Annotated in this window: 18 protein-coding genes, 1 tRNA gene, 1 other RNA gene and 1 pseudogene; 10 read left to right on the forward strand and 11 right to left on the reverse strand. The window is 73.4% G+C overall.

Annotation, left to right across the window (positions count from 1 at the left end; all coding sequences use genetic code 11):
• Positions 1-80 precede the first annotated feature (80 nt).
• The 4 genes from ABZ234_RS07565 to ABZ234_RS07580 form a co-directional block, all read right to left on the reverse strand.
• A complete protein-coding gene (locus tag ABZ234_RS07565) occupies positions 81-1,139 on the reverse strand; it encodes an aspartate-semialdehyde dehydrogenase (protein WP_267947301.1) in 1,059 nt (352 codons plus the stop codon).
• Entirely contained in the window at positions 1,136-2,407 is a 1,272-nt protein-coding gene (locus ABZ234_RS07570) for an aspartate kinase (RefSeq protein ID WP_267947302.1), read from the reverse strand. Before ABZ234_RS07570 ends, ABZ234_RS07565 begins: the two co-directional genes overlap by 4 nt.
• Before the next feature lie 181 nt (positions 2,408-2,588).
• Positions 2,589-3,188, reverse strand: a complete 600-nt coding sequence (recR, locus tag ABZ234_RS07575) for a recombination mediator RecR (protein WP_267947303.1) — start codon at positions 3,186-3,188, stop codon at positions 2,589-2,591.
• 124 nt (positions 3,189-3,312) lie between these two features.
• Complete coding sequence (locus tag ABZ234_RS07580; protein WP_267950577.1) at positions 3,313-3,660, reverse strand: YbaB/EbfC family nucleoid-associated protein; 348 nt, start codon at positions 3,658-3,660, stop codon at positions 3,313-3,315.
• Positions 3,661-3,960: 300 nt separating this feature from the next.
• Here ABZ234_RS07580 and ABZ234_RS07585 point away from each other — a divergent pair, with 300 nt between their 5' ends.
• Complete coding sequence (locus ABZ234_RS07585; RefSeq protein WP_355011414.1) at positions 3,961-5,133, forward strand: methyltransferase domain-containing protein; 1,173 nt, start codon at positions 3,961-3,963, stop codon at positions 5,131-5,133.
• 120 nt (positions 5,134-5,253) lie between these two features.
• On the opposite strand, the gene ABZ234_RS07590 is transcribed toward ABZ234_RS07585, so the two are convergent.
• Positions 5,254-5,460, reverse strand: coding sequence for a DUF6243 family protein (locus ABZ234_RS07590; protein ID WP_355011415.1), 207 nt, complete (start codon positions 5,458-5,460; stop codon positions 5,254-5,256).
• Between the two features lie 119 nt (positions 5,461-5,579).
• Between ABZ234_RS07590 and ABZ234_RS07595 the strand changes: the two genes are divergently transcribed.
• Positions 5,580-6,209 carry a TetR/AcrR family transcriptional regulator gene (locus ABZ234_RS07595; protein WP_355011416.1) on the forward strand — a complete coding sequence of 210 codons (630 nt, stop codon included), beginning with the start codon at positions 5,580-5,582 and terminating at the stop codon, positions 6,207-6,209.
• A gap of 202 nt (positions 6,210-6,411) precedes the next feature.
• Here the strand turns inward: ABZ234_RS07595 and ABZ234_RS07600 are convergent, their stop codons facing one another.
• Positions 6,412-8,658 (reverse strand): DNA polymerase III subunit gamma and tau, encoded by a 2,247-nt coding sequence (locus tag ABZ234_RS07600; protein ID WP_355011417.1) that lies wholly within the window; start codon positions 8,656-8,658, stop codon positions 6,412-6,414.
• Between the two features lie 106 nt (positions 8,659-8,764).
• An RNA gene (gene ffs, locus ABZ234_RS07605) (signal recognition particle sRNA small type) lies at positions 8,765-8,860 on the reverse strand.
• A gap of 116 nt (positions 8,861-8,976) precedes the next feature.
• Here ffs and ABZ234_RS07610 point away from each other — a divergent pair.
• Together ABZ234_RS07610 and ABZ234_RS07615 are read left to right on the forward strand one after the other, a co-directional pair.
• Entirely contained in the window at positions 8,977-10,329 is a 1,353-nt protein-coding gene (locus ABZ234_RS07610) for a DUF2252 domain-containing protein (protein ID WP_352982188.1), read from the forward strand.
• A gap of 173 nt (positions 10,330-10,502) precedes the next feature.
• Positions 10,503-10,587: transfer RNA gene (locus tag ABZ234_RS07615), tRNA-Ser, on the forward strand.
• A 138-nt stretch (positions 10,588-10,725) separates the two neighbouring features.
• Here the strand turns inward: ABZ234_RS07615 and ABZ234_RS07620 are convergent.
• On the reverse strand, positions 10,726-12,474 hold the full coding sequence (locus ABZ234_RS07620) for a pyruvate dehydrogenase (protein ID WP_355011418.1): 1,749 nt from the start codon (positions 12,472-12,474) through the stop codon (positions 10,726-10,728).
• A gap of 189 nt (positions 12,475-12,663) precedes the next feature.
• Between ABZ234_RS07620 and ABZ234_RS07625 the strand changes: the two genes are divergently transcribed.
• The 4 genes from ABZ234_RS07625 (at position 12,664) to ABZ234_RS07640 (ending at position 17,214) form a co-directional block, all read left to right on the forward strand.
• A complete protein-coding gene (locus tag ABZ234_RS07625; RefSeq protein WP_355011419.1) occupies positions 12,664-13,443 on the forward strand; it encodes an SGNH/GDSL hydrolase family protein in 780 nt (259 codons plus the stop codon).
• 211 nt (positions 13,444-13,654) lie between these two features.
• Positions 13,655-15,670, forward strand: coding sequence for an NADPH-dependent 2,4-dienoyl-CoA reductase (locus ABZ234_RS07630; RefSeq protein ID WP_355011420.1), 2,016 nt, complete (start codon positions 13,655-13,657; stop codon positions 15,668-15,670).
• Positions 15,671-15,788: 118 nt separating this feature from the next.
• Positions 15,789-16,646: a Rieske 2Fe-2S domain-containing protein gene (locus ABZ234_RS07635; protein WP_355011421.1), complete on the forward strand. Its 858-nt coding sequence runs from the start codon at positions 15,789-15,791 to the stop codon at positions 16,644-16,646.
• Positions 16,647-16,674: 28 nt separating this feature from the next.
• The gene (locus tag ABZ234_RS07640; RefSeq protein ID WP_355011422.1) at positions 16,675-17,214 is read left to right on the forward strand and encodes a PadR family transcriptional regulator; all 540 of its coding nucleotides are present in this window, start codon (positions 16,675-16,677) and stop codon (positions 17,212-17,214) included.
• A 139-nt stretch (positions 17,215-17,353) separates the two neighbouring features.
• Here ABZ234_RS07640 and ABZ234_RS07645 read toward each other — a convergent pair whose 3' ends face one another.
• The gene (locus ABZ234_RS07645; protein ID WP_355011423.1) at positions 17,354-18,652 is read right to left on the reverse strand and encodes an ROK family transcriptional regulator; all 1,299 of its coding nucleotides are present in this window, start codon (positions 18,650-18,652) and stop codon (positions 17,354-17,356) included.
• Between the two features lie 400 nt (positions 18,653-19,052).
• Here ABZ234_RS07645 and ABZ234_RS07650 point away from each other — a divergent pair, with 400 nt between their 5' ends.
• The gene (locus ABZ234_RS07650; RefSeq protein ID WP_355011424.1) at positions 19,053-21,554 is read left to right on the forward strand and encodes a glycoside hydrolase family 2 protein; all 2,502 of its coding nucleotides are present in this window, start codon (positions 19,053-19,055) and stop codon (positions 21,552-21,554) included.
• Positions 21,554-22,414 carry a substrate-binding domain-containing protein gene (locus ABZ234_RS07655; protein ID WP_355011425.1) on the forward strand — a complete coding sequence of 287 codons (861 nt, stop codon included), beginning with the start codon at positions 21,554-21,556 and terminating at the stop codon, positions 22,412-22,414. The genes ABZ234_RS07650 and ABZ234_RS07655 overlap by 1 nt, the downstream gene beginning before the upstream one ends.
• A gap of 500 nt (positions 22,415-22,914) precedes the next feature.
• Here the strand turns inward: ABZ234_RS07655 and ABZ234_RS07660 are convergent, their stop codons facing one another.
• Positions 22,915-23,388, reverse strand: coding sequence for an NUDIX domain-containing protein (locus tag ABZ234_RS07660; RefSeq protein ID WP_355011442.1), 474 nt, complete (start codon positions 23,386-23,388; stop codon positions 22,915-22,917).
• A gap of 48 nt (positions 23,389-23,436) precedes the next feature.
• Positions 23,437-23,850: pseudogene (locus ABZ234_RS07665) on the reverse strand (Clp protease N-terminal domain-containing protein); the annotation flags it as partial.
• Positions 23,851-23,868 lie beyond the last annotated feature (18 nt).

Consider the following 23,868-nt stretch of genomic DNA (forward strand, 5'->3'; position numbering starts at 1 on the left):
CGGCGCCCGCCCCCCCCCCCCCCCCGCCCCCCCCCCCCCCCCCCGCCCCCCCGCCCCCCCCCGCCCCCGGATCGATGCCCCTAGGAGGTGAACTCCCGGGCGACGACCTCGGCGATCTGCGCGGTGTTCAGCGCGGCGCCCTTGCGCAGGTTGTCCCCGCACAGGAACAGCTCCAGCGCCTTCGGGTCGTCCAGCGACTGGCGGATCCGGCCCACCCAGGTCGGGTCGGTGCCCACCACGTCGGCCGGGGTCGGGAACTCGCCCCGGGCCGGGTCGTCCAGGACCGCGACGCCCTCGGCGGAACCGAGCAGCTCACGGGCGGCGTCGGCGGTCACCTCCCGCTCGAAGGTGGCGTGCACGACCAGCGAGTGGGTGGTGATCACGGGGACGCGCACGCAGGTCGCGGAGACCCGGAGGTCCTGGAGACCCAGGATCTTGCGGGACTCGTTGCGGACCTTCAGCTCCTCCGAGGACCAGCCGCCGTCCTTGAGCGAACCGGCCCACGGCACGACGTTGTAGGCCAGGGGCGCCGGGAACGGGCCGAGCTCGCCGACGGCGGCGCGGACGTCGCCCGCCCTGTCGCCGAGGCCGCGGTCGGCGCCTGCCTTCGCCATCTGGTCGCGCAGGGTGTCGATGCCCTCCTGGCCCGCACCGGAGGCGGCCTGGTAGGAGGACACGACCAGGCTGGAGACCTGGTAGGCGCGGTGCAGCGCGCCGATGGCCACGATCATCGACAGCGTGGTGCAGTTGGGGTTGCTGATGATGCCGCGCGGACGGTTGGCGACCTGGTCCGCGTTGACCTCGGGCACCACGAGCGGGACGTCGGGGTCCATCCGGAACGCGCCGGAGTTGTCGACGGCGACCGCGCCGCGGGCGGCGGCGATCGGGGCCCACTCCTTGGAGACCTCGTCGGGGACGTCGAACATGGCGACGTCGACGCCGTCGAAGACCTCGGGGGCCAGGGCCTGGACCACGACGTCCTCGCCGCGGACCCGCAGGACCTTGCCCGCGCTGCGCGGGGAGGCGACGAGGCGGATCTCGCCCCAGACGTTCTCGCGCTCGGACAGGATGCCGAGCATCACGGTGCCGACCGCTCCGGTGGCGCCGACGACGGCGAGGGTGGGAAGACGGTTGCTCATCGGCCGGTACCTCCGTAGACGACGGCCTCGACCTGGTCTGCGTCGAGCCGGAACTCACTGTGGGCCGCACGGACGGCCTCGTCGACCTGGTCCTCCTCGACGATGACCGAGATGCGGATCTCCGAGGTGGAGATCATCTCGACGTTGGTGCCGGAGGCGGCGATCGCGTCGAAGAAGCGCGCGGTCACGCCGGGGTAGGAGCGCATGCCCGCGCCGATCAGCGAGACCTTGCCGATCTTGTCGTCGTAGCGCAGCGACTCGAAGCCGACCTTCTCCTGGACCTTCTTCAGCGCGGCGACCGCCTCCTTCCCGAAGTCCTTGGGGACCGTGAAGGAGATGTCGGTGCGCGAGGTCGAGACCGCCGACACGTTCTGCACGATCATGTCGATGTTGATCTCGGCGTCCGCCAGGGCCCGGAAGATCGTCGCGGCCTCACCGATCTTGTCGGGCACTCCGACGACGGTGATCTTGGCTTCGCTCCGGTCGTGGGAGACCCCGGAGATGATCGGCTGTTCCATGCCTTCGCTTTCCTCGACTTCCGGGACGACCCAGGTCCCCTGCTTCTGGCTGAAAGATGAACGGACGTGCAGGGGCATGTTGTACTGGCGCGCGTACTCGACGCAGCGCAGGTGCAGGATCTTCGTCCCGCACGCAGCCATCTCCAGCATCTCCTCGTAGGAGATCTGGGGGATGCGCCGCGCGGACGGCACGATGCGCGGGTCGGCGGTGAACACACCGTCGACGTCGCTGTAGATCTCGCAGGCGTCGGCCTCCAGCGCGGCGGCGAGCGCCACCGCGGTGGTGTCCGAGCCGCCCCGGCCAAGGGTGGTGATGTCCTTGGTGTCCTGGGACACGCCCTGGAACCCGGCGACGATGCAGATCGCGCCCTCGTCCACGGCCTCCTTGATGCGGCCCGGGGTCACGTCGATGATCTTGGCGTTGCCGTGCAGCGACGTGGTGATGACACCGGCCTGGGAACCGGTGAAGGACCGGGCCTCGAAGCCCAGGTTCTCGATGGCCATGGCGACCAGGGCCATCGACATGCGCTCGCCGGCGGTGAGCAGCATGTCGAGTTCGCGCGCGGGCGGCAGCGGGGACACCTGCTCGGCGAGGTCGATCAGCTCGTCGGTGGTGTCGCCCATGGCCGAGACCACGACGACGACGTCATATCCCGCTTTTTTCTGAGCCACGATCCGTTGGGCTACTCGCTTGATGGCTTCCGCGTCGGATACGGAAGACCCACCGTACTTCTGCACGATTAGGGCCACGATCGATTGCTCCTGAGGAGTTGGGATCAAGACAATGAAATGGAGTGTAGCCAGCGACGCCGTCGTCTACACCGTCCGACCTGGGACGGGAACGCTCGGAGTGCATGACGCACCAGCGCTCGGGCCTACCCGGTGAAACGGAGGTTACTCATATTTCGCCTGGATTACGGCGAAGTGTGAGCTAGAACTCGAGACTGCGGCGGCCCTCGAAGGCGCGGCCGAGGGTGACCTCGTCGGCGTACTCCAGGTCGCCGCCGACGGGCAGCCCGCTGGCCAGGCGCGTCACCTTCAGACCCATGGGTTTGACCAGCCGCGCCAGATAGGTCGCGGTGGCCTCCCCTTCCAGGTTGGGGTCCGTGGCGAGGATCAGCTCGGTGATCTGGCCGTCCGCCAGGCGGACCATCAGGTCCTTGATGCGCAGGTCGTCGGGGCCGACGCCCTCGATCGGGCTGATCGCGCCGCCCAGGACGTGGTAGCGGCCGCGGAACTCGCGGGTGCGCTCGATGGCGACGACGTCCTTGGACTCCTCGACCACGCAGATGACGGCGGTGTCGCGCCGGGCGTCACGGCAGATACGGCACTGCTCCTCCTCCGCGACATTGCCGCAGACGGAGCAGAAACGCACCTTCTCCTTGACCTCGACCAGCGCGTTGACCAGGCGCTTGACGTCCGCGTGCTCGGCGGACAGCAGGTGGAAGGCGATTCGCTGCGCGCTTTTCGGACCGACGCCGGGCAGTCGCCCCAGCTCGTCGATCAGATTCTGCACCGCGCCTTCGTACATCGCCTACCCACCAGGTCGGACCGGATCGGCGGGGCGGTCCGTATCCCCTGACACCACCGTATCCGGCGCGACGACCTCTCGCGTACGCGCCGCGGAGGCCGCCCCGCCCGGCGGCCGCTCCGGGTCAGAAACCGGGGAGGCCGGGCATGCCCCCGGGCATCCCGCCGCCGCCGAGCCCCTGGGTGAGCGGGCCCATCTTCTCCTGCTGGAGCCTTTCCACCTGTGCCTCGGCGTCGCGGATGGCCGCCAGGACCAGGTCCGCGACGGTCTGCGCGCTCTCGTCCGCGTCGCTCGGGTCGATCGCGTCGGCGGAGACCGTGATGTCCTCCACCTGGCCGCGGCCGCTCAGCCTGACCTTGACCAGGCCGCCGCCGGAGGTGCCCTCGACCTCGGCCTCGTCCAGGGCCTGCTGGGCCTCCACGAGCTGCTGCTGCATCTGCTGGGCCTGCTGGAGCAGGGCCTGCATGTCCATTCCGCCAGGGTTCACGGCCGTCTCCTCGCCGCACTCATGGTGCTGGGTCTCGCAGTTGTGTGGCTGTCGCTGTGAGACTAACCGGTCGTCAGGGAACATGCTGGACCGACCCGGGCGGCCCGGCGGCCGGGCGGGGCGACGCGGAGTCGACTCTCCGGAAGGCGCCCCGACCCGTGGCCAGCGCGAAGAGTAGCGGTAATATCACTTTCGGTCGAAGAGATGTCCCGCGGGGCACGGCCGTCCCGGTGGAGCCCGCGGGCGCCGCCGGCATCACGACAGCCACGGGGGACTGAGGACGTGTTGACCGCCAGTGAACGCCACTCGGCACTGATCGAGGCGATGATCGCGGACGGCACCCTGACCGACGCCGCGCTGATCCACGCCTTCCGGTCGGTTCCGCGACACCGGTTCATCCCCGAGACCGGCGCGCTGACCGCGCGCGGCGGCGTGCTCGACGCCACCAACGACCCGGAGCGCTGGCTGGCCGCCGTCTACGCCGACAACGCCATCGTCACCCAGGTGGACGAGTCCGGGATCCCCCGGGACCGCGAGGCGCCCGCGCCGCGCGAGCCCGAGCCGGCGGCCCCCGCGCCGGAAGCGGCCTCGGCTTCCTCCAGCGCGGCCCCCACGGTCCTCGCCCGCATGCTGGAGCTCGCCGGCCTCGCCGCCGGGAACACGGTGCTGGAGATCGGCACGGGAACCGGTTGGAACACCGCGCTGCTGGCCCACCGGCTGGGCGACGGAGCCGTCACCTCCGTGGAGATCGACCCCCGCCTGGCCGGGACCGCGCGCGGGGCCCTGCGCGCGGAGGGCCTCTCCCCCGCCGTCCACGTGGCCGACGGGTACGGGGGCCTCGTGGACGGCGCCCCCTACGACAGGATCGTCTCCACCTGCGGCGTGCGGCGGCTCCCGCCCGCGTGGCTCGACCAGGTGCGGCCCGGCGGGCTGGTGGTGTGCCCGTGGGGGCTGTTGGAGGGGGCCGGGGTGCTCGCCCGGGTGGAGTGCCCGGGCGACGGGACCGCCCGGGCGAGCTTCCACGGCGGCGTGGGGTTCGTCCCGCTGCGCACGCCCGACCCGGCGGCCCCGCCCGCGCGCGACTCCGGGCAGCAGCCGGACGAGTACCGGCTCACGCAGACCGACCCCCTGGCTCCGCTCATGGCCTTCACGACGGCGTTCGCCCTGTCGGTGATGGTGCCCGACTGGCGTGTGCGGCGGCGGTGGATCGGGACGGGATCGGGCGTGTGGGTGTGCGACCGGGAGGGCGGCTCGTGGGTGAGGGTCTACCCCTACGGAACGTCGTGGATGATCGAGCAGGGCGGCCCGAGGAGCATCTGGGACGAGTTCGAGGAGGCCCTGGCCCTGTGGGCCGAGCTGGGCAGCCCCGAACCGGACCGGTTCGGTCTGTCGGTGTCGGACGACGGGGCGCACCGGGTGTGGCTGGACTCGGCGGACGGCCGCGCCTGGGACGTGTGAGGGCGTCCGGTCCTCACAGCGGCGCCCGGTCGGACGGGGGCCGGGGCCGTGCGGACGGACCCTGCGGGCGGGAACGCCGACGGCCCCCGACCGTCTCCGGTGGGGGCCGCCGCCGTGCGTTCACGCCGTTCCTTCGGTGTCCTCGGACTCCTCGGAACTCTCGGGCGCGTTCTTCTCGCGGAGCTTGCGCAGCAGCTCCTGCTTGCGCTCCTGGGCCTCGGCGCTGGGGCCGCCCTTGCCCCCGCCGGGGCCTCCGCGCATCGCGGAGCGGGAGACCGTGGTGCGCTGTCCGCCCATACCGAGAAGGTTGTCACTGTTCTTGGACATGCGGACCTCCTTTCGGTTTCGGCGAGACGTGCCGTCTCGCCAGATGTGATCCTGCCTCTGTAGGGTATCGGTGTCAAGACGATACGTCTCGTCATTTTTGAGCGGTTAACGTGGCAGGTATGGCTGAGAGCACCCCATTGGAAGACTCCCGGGCACCCCGGCGCGGCCCGGACCCCCGCCGCCGCAGCGAACGGGCGCGACGCGCCGTCCTGCGCGCCGCGTCGGAACTGCTGGGCGAGGTCGGTTACGCCAAGGTGACCGTCGAGGCGATCGCCGCGCGGGCCGGTGTGGGCAAGCAGACCATCTACCGCTGGTGGCCCTCCAAGGCCGCCGTGGTGTTCGACGTCTTCACCGCGCTGACCGGCGGCACGGCCGGCGAACCCCTGCCCGACACCGGCAACCTGGCCGCCGACCTGAGGACCGTGCTCCGCGCCATCGTCGACGAGTTCAACGACCCCGAGATGGACCGGACCACCCGCGCGTTCACGACCGAGCTCCAGAACGACCCCGTGTTCGCCGAGGCCGTCAACGAGCGCCTGCTCCGGCCCAACACGGAGGCGTTCAAGGACCGGCTGCGCGCCGGGCGCGAAGCGGGCCAGCTCGCCCCCGGGGCCGACCTCGACATCGTCACCGAGCTGCTGACCGGACCGCTCCACCACCGCTGGCTGATGCGCACCGGGCCGCTGACCCACGCGTACGCGGACGAGCTCGTGGAGACGGTCCTGGCCGCCGTGGGCCCCCGGGACTGACCGCGTCGGCCGGGGGCGGCGCCCCGGTGCCGGGCGCGGGCTCCGGGGCCGGCCGGGGCCTCCGCCGGGCACGCCGGCGCGGTGACCGAAACGGTGCTCCCGTCCCGCCCCCCACCTCACACCGGCAACGCTTCCGGACACTCCCGGGGAGCGCGCTCGGCGGGCGCCGCCCGCCGCCCGGCGGGGTGGGTGCCCGCCGCACCTAGAAGGGCGCGTCCGTGTCGGCCCCGTGCTCGATCTCCTCGATCATGCGGCCGCCCAGCTCCGTCTCGATGAGCGACGTTCCGCCCGCGCCGGGGGACGCGGACCCGCCGGCGGGGGCCCGGCCCGCGGCGGAACCCTGTCCCCCTGCCGGCGCGGTGTCCACGGCCGCGGACGACGGTCCGCCCGAGGGCGCCGGAGCCGGCCGCTGCGCACCGCCCGGGGCCGGAGCGGGAGTCGGGGAGGGTGCGGCCTCCTGGCGCCCGGGGGCGGGGACCGTCCGGGGCTGCGACCGGCCGGCGGACGGGTCGTCGTACTCCGGCGGCGGGGACGCGGCCGCGTCCTCGTAGGGGTCCGGCGGCGGCTCCTCCAGACCGGTGACGATCCGGTCCGGCGGCGGGCCTGCGGCCCGGCCCGCGGCCTCCGGCTCCGGGGCGGTGGGCGGAGGGGCGGGTTCGGCCGGCCGTGCCGGGGCGGGGGCGTCCCACCCGGAGGGCTCGGCCGGGCGCGCGGGCTCGGGGCGCCGGGCTGGCGCCGCGGCCGACGCGGCGCCGCCGGCCGCGGCGACCCGCACCTCGATGCCGAGGACCTGCCGGATCGCGTTGGCGACCACCTGGTCGCTGCCGCTGTTGCTGAAGCCCTTGGCCTCGCTGGGGCGGGAGAAGCCGAGCAGGACGGCGTTGCCCTCGACCCCCACCGGCCGGACCTCGCCGCCGGAGAGCACCATCCAGGTGAACCGGCGCAGACCCTTGACCGCCTCCAGGATCTGGCTCCACGACCCCTGGACGCGTCCCAGGTCGAGGGCGCCGCCCCCGCCGGACGGGGCGGCGGGCGCCGGCGGTGCGTGGCGGGCGGGTTCGGGCGTGCTTGGACGGGCCGGAGCGTCCCAGCCCGCCGGCTCGGCGGCGCGCTCGGGGGCGGGCGCCGGCGCGGGGGCCGGGGACGCGGGGGCCGCCTGCGGGGCGGCCGGGGCACGGGAGGGTCGGGGCGCGGGAGACTCGGGAGCCCGCACCGGCTCGGGGGCCGGGGCGGCGGACCGGACCGGCGCGGCGGGTGCTGCGGGTGCGGCGGGTGCGACGGCGCCCGAGGCGATCCGGCGCTCCATCTGCTCCAGGCGTGCCAGCAGGGCTGCGCCCTGGCTGCCGTCGGTGCCGGGCAGGAGCACCCGCGAGCACATGAGTTCGAGCAGCAGGCGGGGCGCGGTGGCTCCGCGCATCTCGGTCAGGCCCTGGTTGAGGATGTCGGCGGCGCGGGTCAGCTCGGCGGGCCCCATCCGGGCGGCCTGCCCCCTCATCTGCTCCGCCGCCTCGTCGGCCACGTTGACCAGGCCCTTGTCCAGGGCGTCCGGCACCGCTGCCAGGACGACCAGGTCGCGGAAGCGCTCCAGCAGGTCCGTGGTGAACCGCCGCGGGTCGTGCCCGCCCTCGACCACGCGGTCGATCAGCCCGAACACGGCGGCGCCGTCGCGGGCGCCGAGCGCGTCGACCATCTCCCCCAGCAGGCTGGAGTCGGTGTAGCCCAGCAGGGAGACGGCGCCCTCACGGGTGATGCCGCCCTCGCCGGACCCGGCGATGAGCTGGTCGAGCACCGACAGCCCGTCACGGGCGGAACCGGCGCCCGCCCTGACCACCAGCGGCAGCGCGGCGGGGTCGTAGGAGATCCCCTCCTCCTTGAGGAGGTCCTCGAAGAGCTCCCGGAGCGTGCTCGGCGGGATGAGCCGGAACGGGTAGTGGTGCGTTCGCGAGCGGATCGTGCCGATGACCTTCTCGGGCTCGGTGGTCGCGAACACGAACTTGAGGTGCGGGGGCGGTTCCTCCACCAGCTTGAGGAGCGCGTTGAAACCCTCGCGGGTCACCATGTGCGCCTCGTCGATGATGTAGATCTTGAAGCGCGAGTTGACCGGTGAGAAGAAGGCGCGCTCGCGCAGGTCGCGGGCGTCGTCCACACCGCCGTGGGAGGCGGCGTCGATCTCGATGACGTCGATGCTGCCGCCGCCATCGGGGGCCAGCGCCACACACGAGTCGCAGGTCCCGCACGGGTCCGGGGTGGGCCCCTCGGCGCAGTTCAGCGAACGGGCGAGGATGCGCGCGCTGGTCGTCTTGCCGCAGCCGCGCGGGCCGCTGAACAGGTAGGCGTGGTTGATGCGACCGCTGCGCAACGCCTGGCGGAGCGGGTCGGTCACGTGTTCCTGGCCCCGCACCTCACCGAACGTCGCGGGGCGGTACTTGCGGTACAGCGCGATGCTCACGGTGTGCTCACTCCCCTGGTCCCTGCCACCCGTCCATTCAACCCGCCGGCAGTGACAGCTCGCACCGGATCGGGGAACCGGGAGGGTCCGACCGGGCCCGAGAAACAGAAAGGACCCCCCGCGCACCCGCCAGAGCCCATTTATCCTTGCTGCCTTCCGGCCCTGGGGAGGTTCATAGGGTGACGCCGCACGAGGGGTCTGCCCCGAGTGTATCCGACCTCCCGACCGCTCTGGCAACCCCGCGCGCCCGCCCCCGCGGGGCGTCCCACGGCGCCCGGATCCCGGCACGCATGGCCATGACGGCCCCGCGGGGCCATCATGGACGGCATGTTCGACCCCCTGGAAACCACCGACCGCTCCTCCGAGCGGCAAGACCTCATCGTGGACACGCTGGAGAACGCCTTCTCCGACCTGATGTCCACGGCCCCGGCCGCGTTCCGGGCCAAGTTCCGCAAGATGGCCGCCAGTCCCTTCGCGTTCTACCGGGGCAGCGCCTCGCTCTTCTACTCCGACGTGGCGTCGATGGAGGACCCCTGGGCGGACGACCGCACCTCACGGGTGTGGATCCAGGGCGACCTGCACGCCGAGAACTTCGGCACCTACATGGACTCGACCGGGCGCCTGGTCTTCGACGTCAACGACTTCGACGAGGCCTACCTCGGCCACTTCACGTGGGACGTGCTCCGGTTCGTCTCCAGCATCGCCCTGATGGGATGGCAGAAGGCCCTGTCCGACGAGGACATCGGCGCGATCGTGCCGTGCTACGTCGACGCCTACGTGTCCCAGGTCCGCCAGTTCGCGACGCGGGGCGGCGACTCCGGTTTCTCCCTCAAGCTGGACAACACCGACGGCACGGTCCACGACGTGCTCCAGCGCGCCCGCCTCCGCAGCCGCGCCGCCATGCTGGCGTCCATGACCGACAGGGACGGCTACAACCGCCGGTTCCGGGAGGGCCCCCGGGTGCGCCGGCTGGAGGACGGCGAGCGCGAGAAGGTGCTCGCCGCCTACCACGACTATCTGGGGACCATCCCGGACGACCGGCGCTTCGCCTCGCTGGACTACGGGGTCAAGGACGTGGTGGGCAGCGGCGGCTTCGGGATCGGCTCCGCGGGGCTCCCCGCCTACAGCGTGCTCATCGAGGGCCGGTCCGAGGCGTGGGACAACGACATCGTCCTGTCCGTCAAGCAGGGGAACGTGGCCGCGCCGTCCCGGGTGGTGACGGACCGGCGCATCATGGAGGCCTTCGAGCACCACGGGCACCGCACCGCCGTGTCCCAGCGCGCGCTCCAGGCCCACGCCGACCCGCTGCTGGGGCACACCGAGATCGACGGCGTGGGCTTCGTGGTGAGCGAGGTGTCCCCGTACACGAACGACCTGGACTGGGAAGGGCTCACCGAGCCCGAGGAGGTCGTGCCCGTACTGGACTACCTGGGCCGCGCCACCGCCAAGGCGCACTGCGTGTCCGACTCGCACGCGGACGCGACCCTGGTGGCGTGGGAGACCGAGGAGGCGCTCATGACGGTGCTCGACGGCCGTGAGGCGGAGTTCACCGAGTGGTGCGTGCGCTTCGCCCACCGCTACGCGGCCCAGGCCCGGGCGGACCACTCGCTGTTCGTGGACGCGTTCCGCAACAACGCCATCGAGGGGGTGCGGTCCAGCCGGGCCGGCTGAGCCGCGGTCGGCCCCGCGGGGCCGTGAACAGGGACGGAGAAGGTCCGCGCGACGGCCCCGGCCGCCCGGCGGGGCGCTCCCCGGAGCCTTCCCGGGCCCCTCCCGGCGGCCCTCGGGGAGGGCCCCGGGAAACCCGTTCGGACCACCCCCCTCCGGCGTGTAGAGTTGTGCGCGGAGGATTCGCCTAGTGGCCTAGGGCGCACGCTTGGAAAGCGTGTTGGGTGCAAGCCCTCAGGGGTTCGAATCCCCTATCCTCCGCAGCGGCTAGCTGCCGAGACGAAGGCCCCGACCGGACACCGGTCGGGGCCTTCGCCGTTCGCGGCCCCGATCCCGGTCCCGGCCGGCCGTTTCCGGGCCGCTCTCCCCCGCCCGGGCGACCCGGCCTCCCCCGCGCCCCTACGGCCGGGGGATGTTGCGCAGGTTGGAGCGGGCCATGTCCACCATCGCCCCCACCCCTCCCCGGAGCACCGTCCGTCCCGCGGACAGGGCGAAGCCCGCCACCTGGTCGGCGGTGATGCGGGAGGGGATGGAGAGCGCGTTGGGGTCGGTGACGACGTCCACCAGCACCGGCCCGGGGGCCGCCAGGGCCTCCCGGAGCGCGTCGCGGACCCGGTCGGGGCTCTCCACCCTCAGGGCGCGCATGCCGATCGCCCCGGCGACGGCCGCGTAGTCCACGCGCGGGTGGTCGGTCTGGAAGGAGGGCATCCCGTCCACCATCATCTCCAGCTTCACCATGCCGAGCGAGGAGTTGTCGAACACGACCGTGGTGATCGGCAGGTCGTGCTGGTGGACGGTGATCAGCTCGCCCAGCAGCATGCTCAGCCCTCCGTCGCCGGACAGCGAGACGATCTTCCGGTCGGGCGCCGCGTAGGCCGCGCCGATCGCGTGCGGCAGCGCGTTCGCCATGGTGCCGTGCGTGAACGACCCGATCACCCGGCGGCGGCCGTTCGGGGTCAGGTAGCGGGCGGCCCACACGTTGTTCATGCCCGTGTCGACGGTGAACACGGTCTCCCCGTCGGCCTCCTCGTCGAGGATCCTCGCCACGTACTCGGGGTGGACGGGCGTGTGGTGCTCGATGTCCCTCGTGTACGCGTCCACCACCTTGGTCAGCGCGCGTTCGTGGCGGGCCAGCATGTCGTGGAGGAACCGGGTGGCGGAGGCGGCCGTGCGCTCCCCGACGAGCGGCCTCACGGCGCGCAGGGTCGCCGCGACGTCCCCGTGCACCGCCAGCCGGAGCGGCACCCGGCGGCCGAGTCGGCGCGGGTCGTGGTCGACCTGGACGACGTTCTTCCTGGGCAGGAAGTCGTCGTAGGGGAAGTCGCACCCGAGCATCAGCACCAGGTCGGCGCCGTGCAGCGCCTCGAAGCACGCGCCGTAGCCGAGCAGGCCGATCATGCCGACGTCGTACGGGTTGTCGTACTGGATCCACTCCTTGCCGCGCAGGGTGTGTCCGACCGGGGCGTGCACCCGTCCGGCCAGGGCCATCACCTCGTCGTGCGCCTCCCTGGCCCCGGCGCCGCAGAACAGGGCGACCTTGTCGGCGGCGTTGATCAGTTCGGCCAGCGCGCGCACGTCGTCCTCGGCGGGCCAGGCGGTGGCGCGTCCCGCGGCCACCGGGCTGGTGTCGGCCGGGCCCACGGCCTTGCGCCCGGCGATGTCCCCGGGCAGGACGAGGACCGCCGCGCCGGGGGTGCCGAGGGCGTGCTGGACGGCGATCCGGGCCAGGCGCGGCATCTGCTCGGCCTCGGAGACGAGTTCGCGGAACTCGGTGACGTCCGCGAACAGCCTCTCGGGGTGGGTCTCCTGGAAGTAGCCGGTGCCGATCTGGCGCGAGGGGATGTGGGAGGCGATGGCCAGGACGGGGGCTCCGCTGCGCTGGGCGTCGTACAGGCCCTGCACGAGGTGGGTGTTGCCGGGGCCGCACGACCCGGCGCAGACGGCGAGCCGCCCGTCGATCTGCGCCTGGGCCGAGGCGGCGAACGCCGCCGCCTCCTCGTTACGCACGTGGATCCACTCGATGCCGTCGGTCTCGCGGACGGCGTCGACGATCGGGTTGAGGCTGTCGCCGACGACCCCGTAGATCCGGGTCACCCCGGCGGCGACCAACGTCCGGACGAGCTGTTCGGCGACGGTGTTCCTGGCCACGTTGGTTCCTCCTGGGCACGTCATCGCAGGTCCGGGGCGCCACGGGGGCGCCCCGGTCCACGCTAGGAGCAGGAACCGGCGCCGTGCCGCACCGCCACGCGCCTCCGTCCGCCTACCCCTACTCCCCTAAATGATTAGTCATCGAGTGGAGTACTCTTCCGGTGCTGTCCACGAGGAGGAGGAGAGGGCATGGAGCTCGAGGGGGACCTGCGCTACGTGGCGCTGGGCGACAGCCACACCGAGGGGGTCGGGGACGGTGACGACGAGACCGGGCTCCGGGGCTGGGCGGACCGCCTCGCCGACCGCCTGGCCGCCACCGGCGCGCGGGTGGAGTACGCCAACCTCGCGGTCCGGGGGCGGCTGGCCCGCCAGGTGCGCGAGGAGCAGCTGGCCCCCGCCCTGGAGATGCGCCCGGACGTGGCCACCGTGTTCGCCGGGGTCAACGACGTGATCCGGTCCGGGTACGACGCCGGGGCGGTGGTCGGCCACATGGAGGCGATGTTCGCCGAGCTGACCGCGTCGGGGGCCCGGGTGGCGACCCTGACCTTCCCCGACATCGCCAGGATCGCGCCGCTGACCAAGCCCCTGCTGCCCAGGGTGCTGGACTTCAACGAGCGCCTGCGCGCCGCGGCCGGGCGGCACGGCGTCGTCGTGGCCGACGTCGCCGCGCACGAGGTGTCCACGGACCGGCGCCTGTGGGCCACCGACCGCCTGCACTGCACGCCGCTGGGGCACGACCGGATCGCCGGAGCGCTGGCCTCCGCGCTGACGCTCCCCGGCGCCGACGGGTCGTGGGCGGACGCCCTGCCCCGGATGCCCGAGCGGAGCGCGCTGCTCGCGGTGGCGGAGGAGGTCCGCTGGCTGGGGACCTTCCTCGGCCCGTGGATCCTCCGACGCCTGCGCGGCCGCTCCTCGGGCGACGGCCGCGTGGCCAAGCGCCCCGCGCTCCTGCCGGTGGAGCCGGTCTGAGCCGGACGCCCGGCGGTCCCGTACCCCCGGGCGCGTGCACGCCGTGGCCTCCGGGCGTCGCGGCGGCTCCGCCCCGACCGTGCTCCCGGGCGCGCGCGGACGTCGTCCGCGAACCGTCGCCGGGGCACCGCGCGAGTCATTTTGCAACTTGTTGCATAATGAAGTCGAGGTCGGCCGGACACCGACCGGGCAACCGCGCGAGGAGACGAGCATGAGCGACTACCCCCACCTTCTGGAACCCCTGGACCTGGGCTTCACCACCCTCCCCAACCGCGTGATCATGGGCTCCATGCACATCGGCCTGGAGGAGGCCCCCCAGGGGTTCGAGCGGATGGCCGCCTTCTACGCCGAGCGTGCCCGCGGCGGCGTCGGCCTCATCGTCACCGGCGGCATCGCGCCCAACCCCGAGGGCGCCACCTACACCGGCGCGGCCAAGCTGACCACCGAGGCCGAGGCCGCCGAACACCGCGTGATCACCGACGCCGTGCACCGCGAGGGCGGCCGGATCGCCATGCAGATCCTGCACACGGGCCGGTACGCCTTCAGCGAGCAGTCCGTAGCGCCCAGCGCGATCCGGGCCCCCATCAGCGCGTTCACCCCCCGCGCCCTGTCCGACTCCGAGGTCGAGCAGACCATCGAGGACTTCGCGCGCGCGGCCGAGCTCGCCAGGCTCGCCGGATACGACGGCGTCGAGGTGATGGGCTCCGAGGGCTACCTCGTCAACCAGTTCATCGCCTCCGCGACGAACCACCGGGAGGACCGCTGGGGCGGCTCCTACGAGAACCGGATGCGCTTCCCCGTCGAGATCGTGCGGCGCGTCCGCGAGCGCGTCGGCGACGACTTCATCCTCGTCTACCGGCTCTCCATGCTCGACCTGGTGCCCGGCGGCTCCACGTTCGACGAGGTCGTCCGGCTCGCCAAGGCCGTCGAGGAGGCCGGCGCGACCATCATCAACACCGGCATCGGCTGGCACGAGGCCCGCGTCCCCACCATCGCCACGTCCGTGCCGCGGGGCGCCTACAGCTGGGTGACCCGCAAGCTGATGGGCGAGGTGTCCGTCCCGCTGGTCGCGGTCAACCGCATCAACACCCCGGAGGTCGCCGAGGCCGTCATCGCCGGGGGCGACGCCGACATGGTCTCCATGGCCCGGCCGTTCCTCGCCGACCCGGACTTCGTCGCGAAGGCGGCCGCCGGGACCCCCGAGGAGATCAACACCTGCATCGGCTGCAACCAGGCCTGCCTCGACCACACCTTCAGCCTCAAGATCACCTCCTGCCTCGTGAACCCGCGTGCCTGCCACGAGACCGAACTGGTGCTCTCCCCCACCAGGAACCGCAAGCGCGTGGCCGTCGTCGGCGCCGGCCCCGCCGGCCTCGCCTTCTCCGTGTCCGCCGCCGGGATCGGCCACGAGGTCACCCTGTTCGACGCGGCCGAGGAGATCGGCGGCCAGCTCCGCTTGGCCCGCCGCGTGCCCGGCAAGGAGGAGTTCGACGAGACCCTGCGCTACTTCCGGGTGCAGCTGGACAAGCACGGCGTGGACGTGCGGCTGGGGACCACCGTGACCGCCGCCGACCTGACCGGCTTCGACGACGTCGTGGTGGCCACCGGGGTCGTCCCGCGCACGCCGGAGATCCCCGGCGTCGACCACCCCAAGGTGGTCGGCTACGCAGATGTCCTGCGGGGGAACGCGGACGTGGGCGCGCGGGTCGCGATCATCGGCGCGGGCGGCATCGGCTTCGACGTCGCCGAGTTCCTGACCGACGGCGGCGAGGGCGCGAGCCGGGACCCCGACGTGTTCTTCCGCCAGTGGGGCGTGGACACCGGCCACACGACGGCGGGCGGGCTCCGGACCCCCGAGCGCCAGGCCCCGCCGCGCACCGTGCACCTGCTCCAGCGCAAGGCGGACAAGGTCGGCGCGGGCCTCGGGAAGACCACCGGGTGGATCCACCGCCTGGAGCTGCGCCACCGGGGTGTGGAGATGATCGCCGGCGTCTCCTACGACCGGATCGACGACGAGGGCCTGCACCTGACCGTCGGGGACGACAAGACCGTGCTCGACGTGGACACCGTGGTGCTCTGCGCCGGCCAGGAGCCGCGCCGCGACCTCGCCGACGAGTTGGCGGCGGCGGGGATCGGCGTGCACGTCATCGGCGGTGCGGACGTCGCCGCCGAACTGGACGCCAAGAGGGCCGTCGACCAGGGCACCAGACTGGCCGCCGCGCTGTAGCCGGGGCCGGGCCCGGGGCACCCGCACCCGGGTCCGGACAGGGGAAAATCCGGTTCAAGCCCTCCCCGGGCCCCCGGAACGGCGAGTGAACCCGGGGGACCGGGGTAGCCGTCCCACCATGAGGCTTGGTGAAGACGTGCGCAAGATCGAACGGAACGACGGACTCGACCCCGCGGTCTCCCTGTTCAAGCGGGTGGCGGGTCGCATCCCCCGCGGACGGGCGCGCGACCTGCTGAACGGTGTGCAGCTCGGGCACCCGGCCCACCCGATCCTGGTCCAGCTGCCCATCGGCGCGTGGATGTCGGCGGTCCTGCTCGACCTCCTGCCGGGGGACCACCGCCGGAGCGCCCACGCGCTCGTGAACACCGGACTCCTGGCCACCCTGCCCGCGGTGGTGAGCGGGCTCGCCGACTGGTCGCAGCAGCACGAGAGGCAGCAGCGCGTGGGCGTGGTCCACGCCGCGTCGAACGCCGCGGGGAGCCTGCTGTTCGCGTCCTCCTCCCTCGCCCGGGCGCGTGACCGCCAGGGCTGGGGGCGGGTCCTGGCCCTGGCGGGCATGGGGGCGGTCGCCCTCGGCGGCTCCCTCGGGGGACACATCGCCTACTACCGGGCGGGCGGCGCCAACAGCGCGGACCACCTGACCGACCTGGTGCCCGGCGGATGGCACGACCTCGGCCCGCTCGACGGGTTCGACGAGGGGGAGCCCGTGCGCGCCTCGCTGGGCGACGTGCCGGTCGTGGTGGTCCGGACGGGGGACGCCGTGCGGGCGGTGCTGGGGACGTGCACGCACATGGGGGCCCCGCTCGCGGACGGCTCCGTCGTGGACGGGTGCCTGCGCTGCCCCTGGCACGGGAGCGAGTTCGACATGGACGACGGGTCGGTCGTCCACGGTCCGGCGACCGCCGGGCTGGAGACCCTGGAGACGTCCGTCACCGGCGGGACCGTGCGGGTCCGCCACCTTCCGCCCGACGCCTGACGTCCCCGGGCCTTCCTAGAATGCGCTCATGTCCCTGCCCCACGCGATCCTGACCGCCCTGCTCGAGAAGCCGTCCTCCGGGCTGGAGCTGACCCGCCGCTTCGACCGCTCGATCGGGTACTTCTGGTCGGCGACCCACCAGCAGATCTACCGGGAGCTGAGCAAGCTCGAGAAGGCGGGGCTGATCAGGGCCCTGGACGGCGAGGGGCCGACCCGGGGGCAGAAGAAGGAGTACGAGGTCCTGCCCTCGGGCCGGGAGGAGCTGGAGCGGTGGGTCGGCGTGCGCGAGGACCCGCGCGCGCCCCGCGACCCCCTGCTGCTGCGCCTGCGCGCGACGGGCGTCGTGGGGGTCGGCGGGGACATGGTGGACGAGCTGCGCCGCCACCGCGCGCTGCACCGGGAGCGGCTGGCCGAGTACCGGGAGTTCGAGAGGCGCGACGCGGCGCGCGGCCACGGGACCGAGCGGGACCGCGTGCACCGCCTGGTGCTCCAGGGCGGGATCGAGCTGGAGCTCTTCTGGCTCACCTGGCTCGACCGGGCCCTCGCCGACCTGGAGGGCGCCGGCTGAGCCGCGTCCGCGGCGGAGGCCCCGGGCGGTCGCGGCGTTGCGGCCGTCCCCGCGCCCCGGCCGCACCGGGGCCGGGGCACGGCCCGGGTCGGGGCCGGACGCGCCCGGCGGAGCGGTACGCGCCCCGCTCCGCCTCCGCTCACCGGGGAGCGGGCGCCGCCGACTCCGACAGGTCCTCGGGCAGGCGCACGCGCGGCCGCAGCGGCACCAGCCGCGACTGCAGGACCATGGTCGCCGCCCCGATCGCGGGGGCCGTCGCCGCCGACGCGGACAGGCGCACCTCGACGGGGTGGCTGGCGCGGGCGAAGAAGGCGCCCTCCAGCTCGGACCTGATCGCGGGCAGGTAGACGGACCCCGCCACCGCCAGGCCCGGCCCCGTCAGCACGAGCAGGTCCAGGTCCATGACGTTGGCCAGCGTCCGCACCGCCGCCGCCAGGTACCGGGCGGAGCGCTCCAGGAGGGCGCGCGCGGTCGGCTCGCCGCGACGCGCGGCCCGGACCACGGCGGCGAACTCCGCCGCCTCGGACCGCCCCGCGCGCCCGCCGCCCCCGGGGCCGTCCGTCGGGCCGCCGTCCGCGCCGTCGGCCTCCGCCGCCCCCAGCTCGGCGGCGCGCGCCAGTCCGGCGTCCGCACGCGCGGCACGCACCACCGCGGCGGGCCCGGCGAGCGCCTCGACGCACCCGCGCGCGCCGCACCAGCACGGCGGGCCGTCCACGTCCAGGCACACGTGCCCGATCTCCCCGGCGTTCCCGCTGGCCCCGTGGTAGGGGATGCCGTCGACCAGGATCCCGGCGCCGATGCCGGTCCCCATGTACACGGCGGCGAAGACCGACGTCTCGCCGACGCCTCCGGACCAGTACTCGCCGAGCGCGGCGGCGGTCGCGTCGTTGCCGGGCACCACGGGCAGGCCGCAGGCCCTCTCCAGCTCCTCCGCCACCGGGAAGTGCGCCCAGTGCCGCATCGACGGCAGCGGCCTCGCGCCCCCGGTCGCGGAGACGAGCCCCACGCCCAGGACCCGGTCGCGCTCCACCCCGGCCCCCTCGACCAGCGCGTCGACCTGGCGGGCCGTCCGGGCGACCATCGCGGCGGGGTCGTCGCCGCCCGCGTCGGCCCTGGTCACCCTGGACACGACGGCGCCGGTGAGGTCGGTGAGCGCGTACGTGACGCCCATCGGGTCGAGGTGCACACCGACGGCGTACCGGGCCCCGTGGTCGAGCTGGAGCAGCACGCGCGGCTTGCCCCCGGTCGACTCGGCGCGGCCGGTCTCGCGGACCAGGCCGTCGTCGATGAGCGCGCGGACGACCGTGGAGATGGTCGCCCCGGTGAACCCGGTCGCGGCCACCAGTCCGGCCCGGCTGATGGTGCCCGCCGCCCGGATGACGTCGAGGACCGCCGCCCTGCTCGTGGTGTGGGGGGTGGCGCGTGATGGACCGCCCAAGGGAACCTCCGCCGCTTCCGTGCCGTGGCGTCCGCGCGGGGAAAGGCCTCGGCGTACGCCCGGCGGCCCTGCCGCCGCGCCCCGGCGGGGCGCGTACCAGCGTACCGCCGCACGCGCCCCTCCCCCGGGGGACGGTCGCCCGGCCCCCGGCAGGCGGCCCGCGACCGGGCATCCGGGGAGGCCGGCGCGGAGGAGCCCGCGGGCCGCTCGGCGGGGCGCAGGCCCCGTCCGCGAGCGGGGGCGCGTACCGCTCTCCTCCGACGGGTCACCGCACCCCATTGACTTAGTTAGTTCATCGAAGTAAGAATCTTCGGAGTGGTCCGGCGCACATCGGCGCGCCCGGCCGCCGACGGCCCGCCTCCCCCGGGCGGTCGTCCCCACACCCCCGGAGAGGCAGAGGATGATCCGCCGCACCCTGCATGACGGCTGGCTGCTGACGAGCGCCACCGGAACCGTCCCCGAGCACATCGCGGGGCGCTCCGTCCCGGCCCTGGTACCGGGAAGCACGCACCTCGACCTGCTGGCCGCCGGGCTCATCCCGGACCCCTACCTCGACTCCAACGAGACCGAGCTGGCCTGGGCCCACCGCGTGGGCTGGCGCTACACCCTCACCTTCGACGCCGAGCAGGCCGCCCCCTCCGAACACGTGGACCTGGCCTTCGACGGCCTCGACACCGTGGCCACCGTCGAGCTCAACGGGGTGGAACTGGGGACCACCGCCAACATGCACCGCGGCTACCGCTTCCCCGTGGGCCGCGTCCTCCGCGAGGGCTCCAACGACCTCACCGTCTCGTTCCGGCCCGCGCTGGAGTACGCCGAGGAGGTCCGCGACGCACTCGGCGCGCGCCCCCACACCAACACCCACCCGTACAACATGGTCCGCAAGATGGCCTGCTCCTTCGGATGGGACTGGGGCCCCGACTTCCAGACCGCGGGGATCTGGAAGCCCGTGCGCCTGGAGCGCTGGAGCACCGCCCGCCTGGCCTCCGTCCGCCCGCTGGTCACCGTCGGCGAGGACGGCGTCGGCCGGGTCGAGGTCCACGCCGACGTCGAGCGCTCCCTCACCGAGGCCCCGGCCGCCCTCACCCTGACGGCCGAGGTCGCCGGGCACACGGCCACCGCGACCCTGGCCCCGGACGCCGACACCGGCGTCGTCGTGGTGGAGGTCCCCGACGCCCGCCTGTGGTGGCCGGTCGGCTACGGCGACCACCCCCTGTACGACCTGGCCGTCACCCTCGCCCCGGGCGGCGACGCTTCCGCCGGCTCCGACGCCCCGGCGGCCCTGGACACGGCCGAACGCCGGATCGGCTTCCGCACCGTCACCGTGGACACCGAGCCCGACGAGCACGGCACCCCCTTCACCGTCACCGTCAACGGCAGGCCGATCTTCGTCAAGGGCGCCAACTGGATCCCCGACGACCACTTCCTCACCCGGATCACCCGCGACCGCCTCGCCCGGCGCGTGGATCAGGCCGTCGACGCGCACATGAACATGCTGCGCGTGTGGGGCGGCGGGATCTACGAGAGCGAGGACTTCTACGACGTCTGCGACGAGCGCGGCGTCCTCGTCTGGCAGGACTTCCTCCTCGCCTGCGCGGCCTACCCGGAGGAGGAGCCGCTGCGGAGCGAGTTCGAGGCCGAGGCACGCGAGAACGTCGCCCGCCTCACCTCGCACGCCTCGCTCGCCCTCTGGAACGGCGGCAACGAGAACCTCTGGGGCTTCATGGACTGGGGCTGGCAGGAGCAGCTCGGCGACCGCACCTGGGGCCACGGCTACTACACCGACCTCTTCCCCCGGATCGTCGCCGAACTCGACCCGACCCGCTTCTACTCCGCGGGCAGCCCGTACAGCCCCGGGTTCGCCCCGGACGACGTCCACCCCAACGCCGAGGCGCACGGCACCCGCCACGAGTGGACCGTCTGGAACCAGACCGACTACCGGGCCTACCAGGACCACGTCCCCAGGTTCTGCTCCGAGTTCGGCTTCCAGGGCCCCCCGACCTGGACCACCCTCACCGACTGGGTGCACGACGAGCCGCTCACACCCACCTCGCCCGCCTTCCTCCTGCACCAGAAGGCCGAGGACGGCAACGGCAAGCTCGACCGGGGGTACTCGGCCCACCTGCACACCCCGCGCACCTTCGAGGACTGGCACTGGGCCACCCAGCTCAACCAGGCCCGCGCGGTCGCCTTCGGCATCGAGCACTTCCGGTCCTGGTGGCCCCGCACCTCCGGTGCCCTCGTCTGGCAGCTCAACGACTGCTGGCCGGTGACCTCCTGGGCGGCCGTGGACGGCGACGAGAGGCTCAAGCCCCTCTGGTACGCGCTCCGCCGCGCCTACGCGCCCCGCATGCTCACCGTCCAGCCCAGGGACGGGCGCCTCGTCGTCATCGCCGTCAACGACACCGACGAACCCTGGACGGGCCCCCTCGACCTGCGGCGCCAGGGCTTCGGGGGCGAGGTGCTCCACACCGGGAGCGCACAGATCTCCGTGCCGCCCCGCTCGACCGCCGAGGTCGAGCCGGAACGGCGGCTCCTCGCCCCCGCCGACCCCGACCGGGAGGTCTTCGTGGCCGCGTCCGGGGAGGTGCGCGTCGTCCACACGTTCCGGGAGGACCGCCACCTGGCCTACGACCCCGAGGCCCTGACCGCCGTGGCGGTCCCCGTCCCGGGCGGCTACCGGGTGGACGTGCGCGCGTCCTCGTTCGCCCGCGACGTCTCGGTGCTCGCCGACCGGGCGGCCCGCGACGCCGAGGTGGACGACATGCTCGTGGACCTGCTGGCCGGGGAGACGCACAGCTTCACGGTGCGGACCGGGGCGGAGATCGACCCCCGCTCGCTGACCACGGCGCACGTCCTCCGCTCGGCGAACACGCCGCACGCGTCGGCGAAACAGGTCTGATGGGCCGTCCCGAACCCGTCGGCGCGGTCGGGCTGGTCCTGGCCCGGCCGCGCCGCCTGCTCAGCGCGGAACCGTTCTTCATGGAGTTCGTCGCCGGGATCGAGGAGCGCGTGGCCGCCCGCGACATGGCGTTCCTGCTGCACCTGGTGACCGACGCGGACGCCGAGGACGCCACCTACCGCCGGTGGGCGGAGCGGCGCCTGGTCGACGCGGTGGTCGTGGTCAACCTCGCCGAGGAGGACGCGAGGCCCGCCCTCCTGCGCGGGCTCGGCCTGCCGGCGGTGCTGGCGGGCGTCCAGGAGCCCGACCCCCCGGGCGCCCCGGCGGTCCGTACCGACCACGTGACCCCGGTCCGGGAGGCCCTGGCACGCCTCCTGGACCTGGGGCACCGGCGGATCGCCCGGGTGTCCGGGCCCGCCCGGCTGCTGCACACCCGTGCCCGCACCGCGGCCCTCGCCGAGGGCTGCCGCCGGGCCGGGATCGCCGCCCCCGTCGTCCTGGAGGGCGACTACTCGCACGAGGAGGGCGCACGGCTCACCCGGGAACTGCTCGGCCGCGAGCGGCCCCCGACGGCGATCCTGTACGACAACGACGTCATGGCCGTCTCCGGCCTGGAGGCCGCCCGCGACATGGGCGTCTCCGTCCCCGGGCAGGTGAGCATGGTCGCGTGGGACGACTCGACCCTGTGCCGCCTGTCCTCTCCGGCGCTGACCAGCGTGAGCGTGGACGTCTACCGGTACGGGACGGAGGTCGGCGCGTCTGCGCTGGAGTGCGCCGACGGCCTCCCCGTCGCGGAGCGGTGGTCTCCCGCGGCGGCCTTCGCGGCCCGAGGGAGCACGGGCCCGGCCCCCGCCCCGTAGCGGGAGGGCGCGGGCGGCGGGGCGGGCCGCCCGCGCCCCGGGCCGGGGAGGGCCGGCCGGGTCCGGCCGGAAGGCCCGCCGCCCCGAACATGCGGACGAGAAGACCGCCCCCGGCGAACCGGGGACGGTTGAGCGGTGACCTCGCACCCGGGGGCACCCTGCCCAGCGAAGCCGCCCTCGTCCGCCGGTACGACGTCTCCCGGGGACGGCCCGTCAAGCCCTCTCCGCGCTGGAGGCAACCGGACTTGTCATCGCCGTCCACGGCAGGGGCCGATTGGTCCAAGGGCCGGAAACTCCCACCGGCTGGCCCGGTACATGCGGAACATGTTCGCTGGACGCGGGAGCTCGCGCGAGAACTGCTCGAAGGACCGCTTCCCCGTCGCTGGGCGCCCTCCTCTGGGGCAGCCGAACAGGAGCGCTCCCCGTAACCCGCCCCTCGCCGCTGCTGACGGCGTCGGTGCGGTTCGTGGAACGGCGCCTGGCCGAGGATCGCTGACCCCTCACCCGATGTAGGTCGGCCCTCCGGCAAGGAAGTGCTCCACGCGCAAACGCATGGACCGGTCCATCCGGTAGCCGGTCAGCTCGTGCTTGGGCACCCAGACGACTTCCCTGGACTCGTCGCTCGGCGTGGGCTCACCCGCGAGCGGATATGCCGCGAACACGAGCGAGAACTCCTGCCGCGCTTCGCCGTCGCTCGTGTAGTAGATGATGTGCTTCGGGTCGCTGTAGATGCCGATGGTTCCGGTGATCACGCAGGTTATGCCGGTCACCTCCAGCGTCTTCCGAACGGCGGCGTCGGGCACGGAAGCGCCCAGACCCAGCGCACCGCCAGGGACGGCCCAGTTGTCGTTGTCGGTACGGCGGATCATCAGCACCTCGTCGCGCTCGTTGACCACGAACACGTTCACCGACGGGACGAGGCTGTTCGCCGTCGGAGCCTTGGGGTCGTCGTAGTAGTCGATCCGCTTGCCCACGGGTCTCTCTCCGGCTTCTTCAGCCGGCTGAGCCATCATCGTCCGCACCTGATCGCGAACCGCATCAGGTGAGATGCCGAGGCCACGGAGCAACTTGGCTCCCGTTCCTCGCTTCTTACGCAGCAGCGCCAGAAGAACATGCTCCGGTTCGAGTTCGTCTGCTCCGGAGCTTCGAACCTCGGTCGCAGCGTGCTGAAAGGCCGTCGTTACTTCAGACGAGAACGGCAGATAACCCTCACCCGTGTCGCCCCTCCTGGGCTTGGTGATCTTGAGAACTTCGATCACAGCAGCATCGTCGCGAACGCCCAAGCCCACCAGGGTTTCGGCGGCGGCTCCCTCTCCGTCCGACAGGATTCCCAGCACCACATGCTCTGGCCCGATCACCTGGTGATTGAACCTCTTGGCCTCTTCCTGGGCGAAGACGACAACGCGCCGGGCGCGGGGGCTGAACAGCTCGAACATGGCCGAGGCTCCTGGATC

Source organism: Nocardiopsis sp. NPDC006198 (assembly GCF_040613895.1).
Classification (GTDB): Bacteria; Actinomycetota; Actinomycetes; order Streptosporangiales; family Streptosporangiaceae; genus Nocardiopsis; species Nocardiopsis tropica.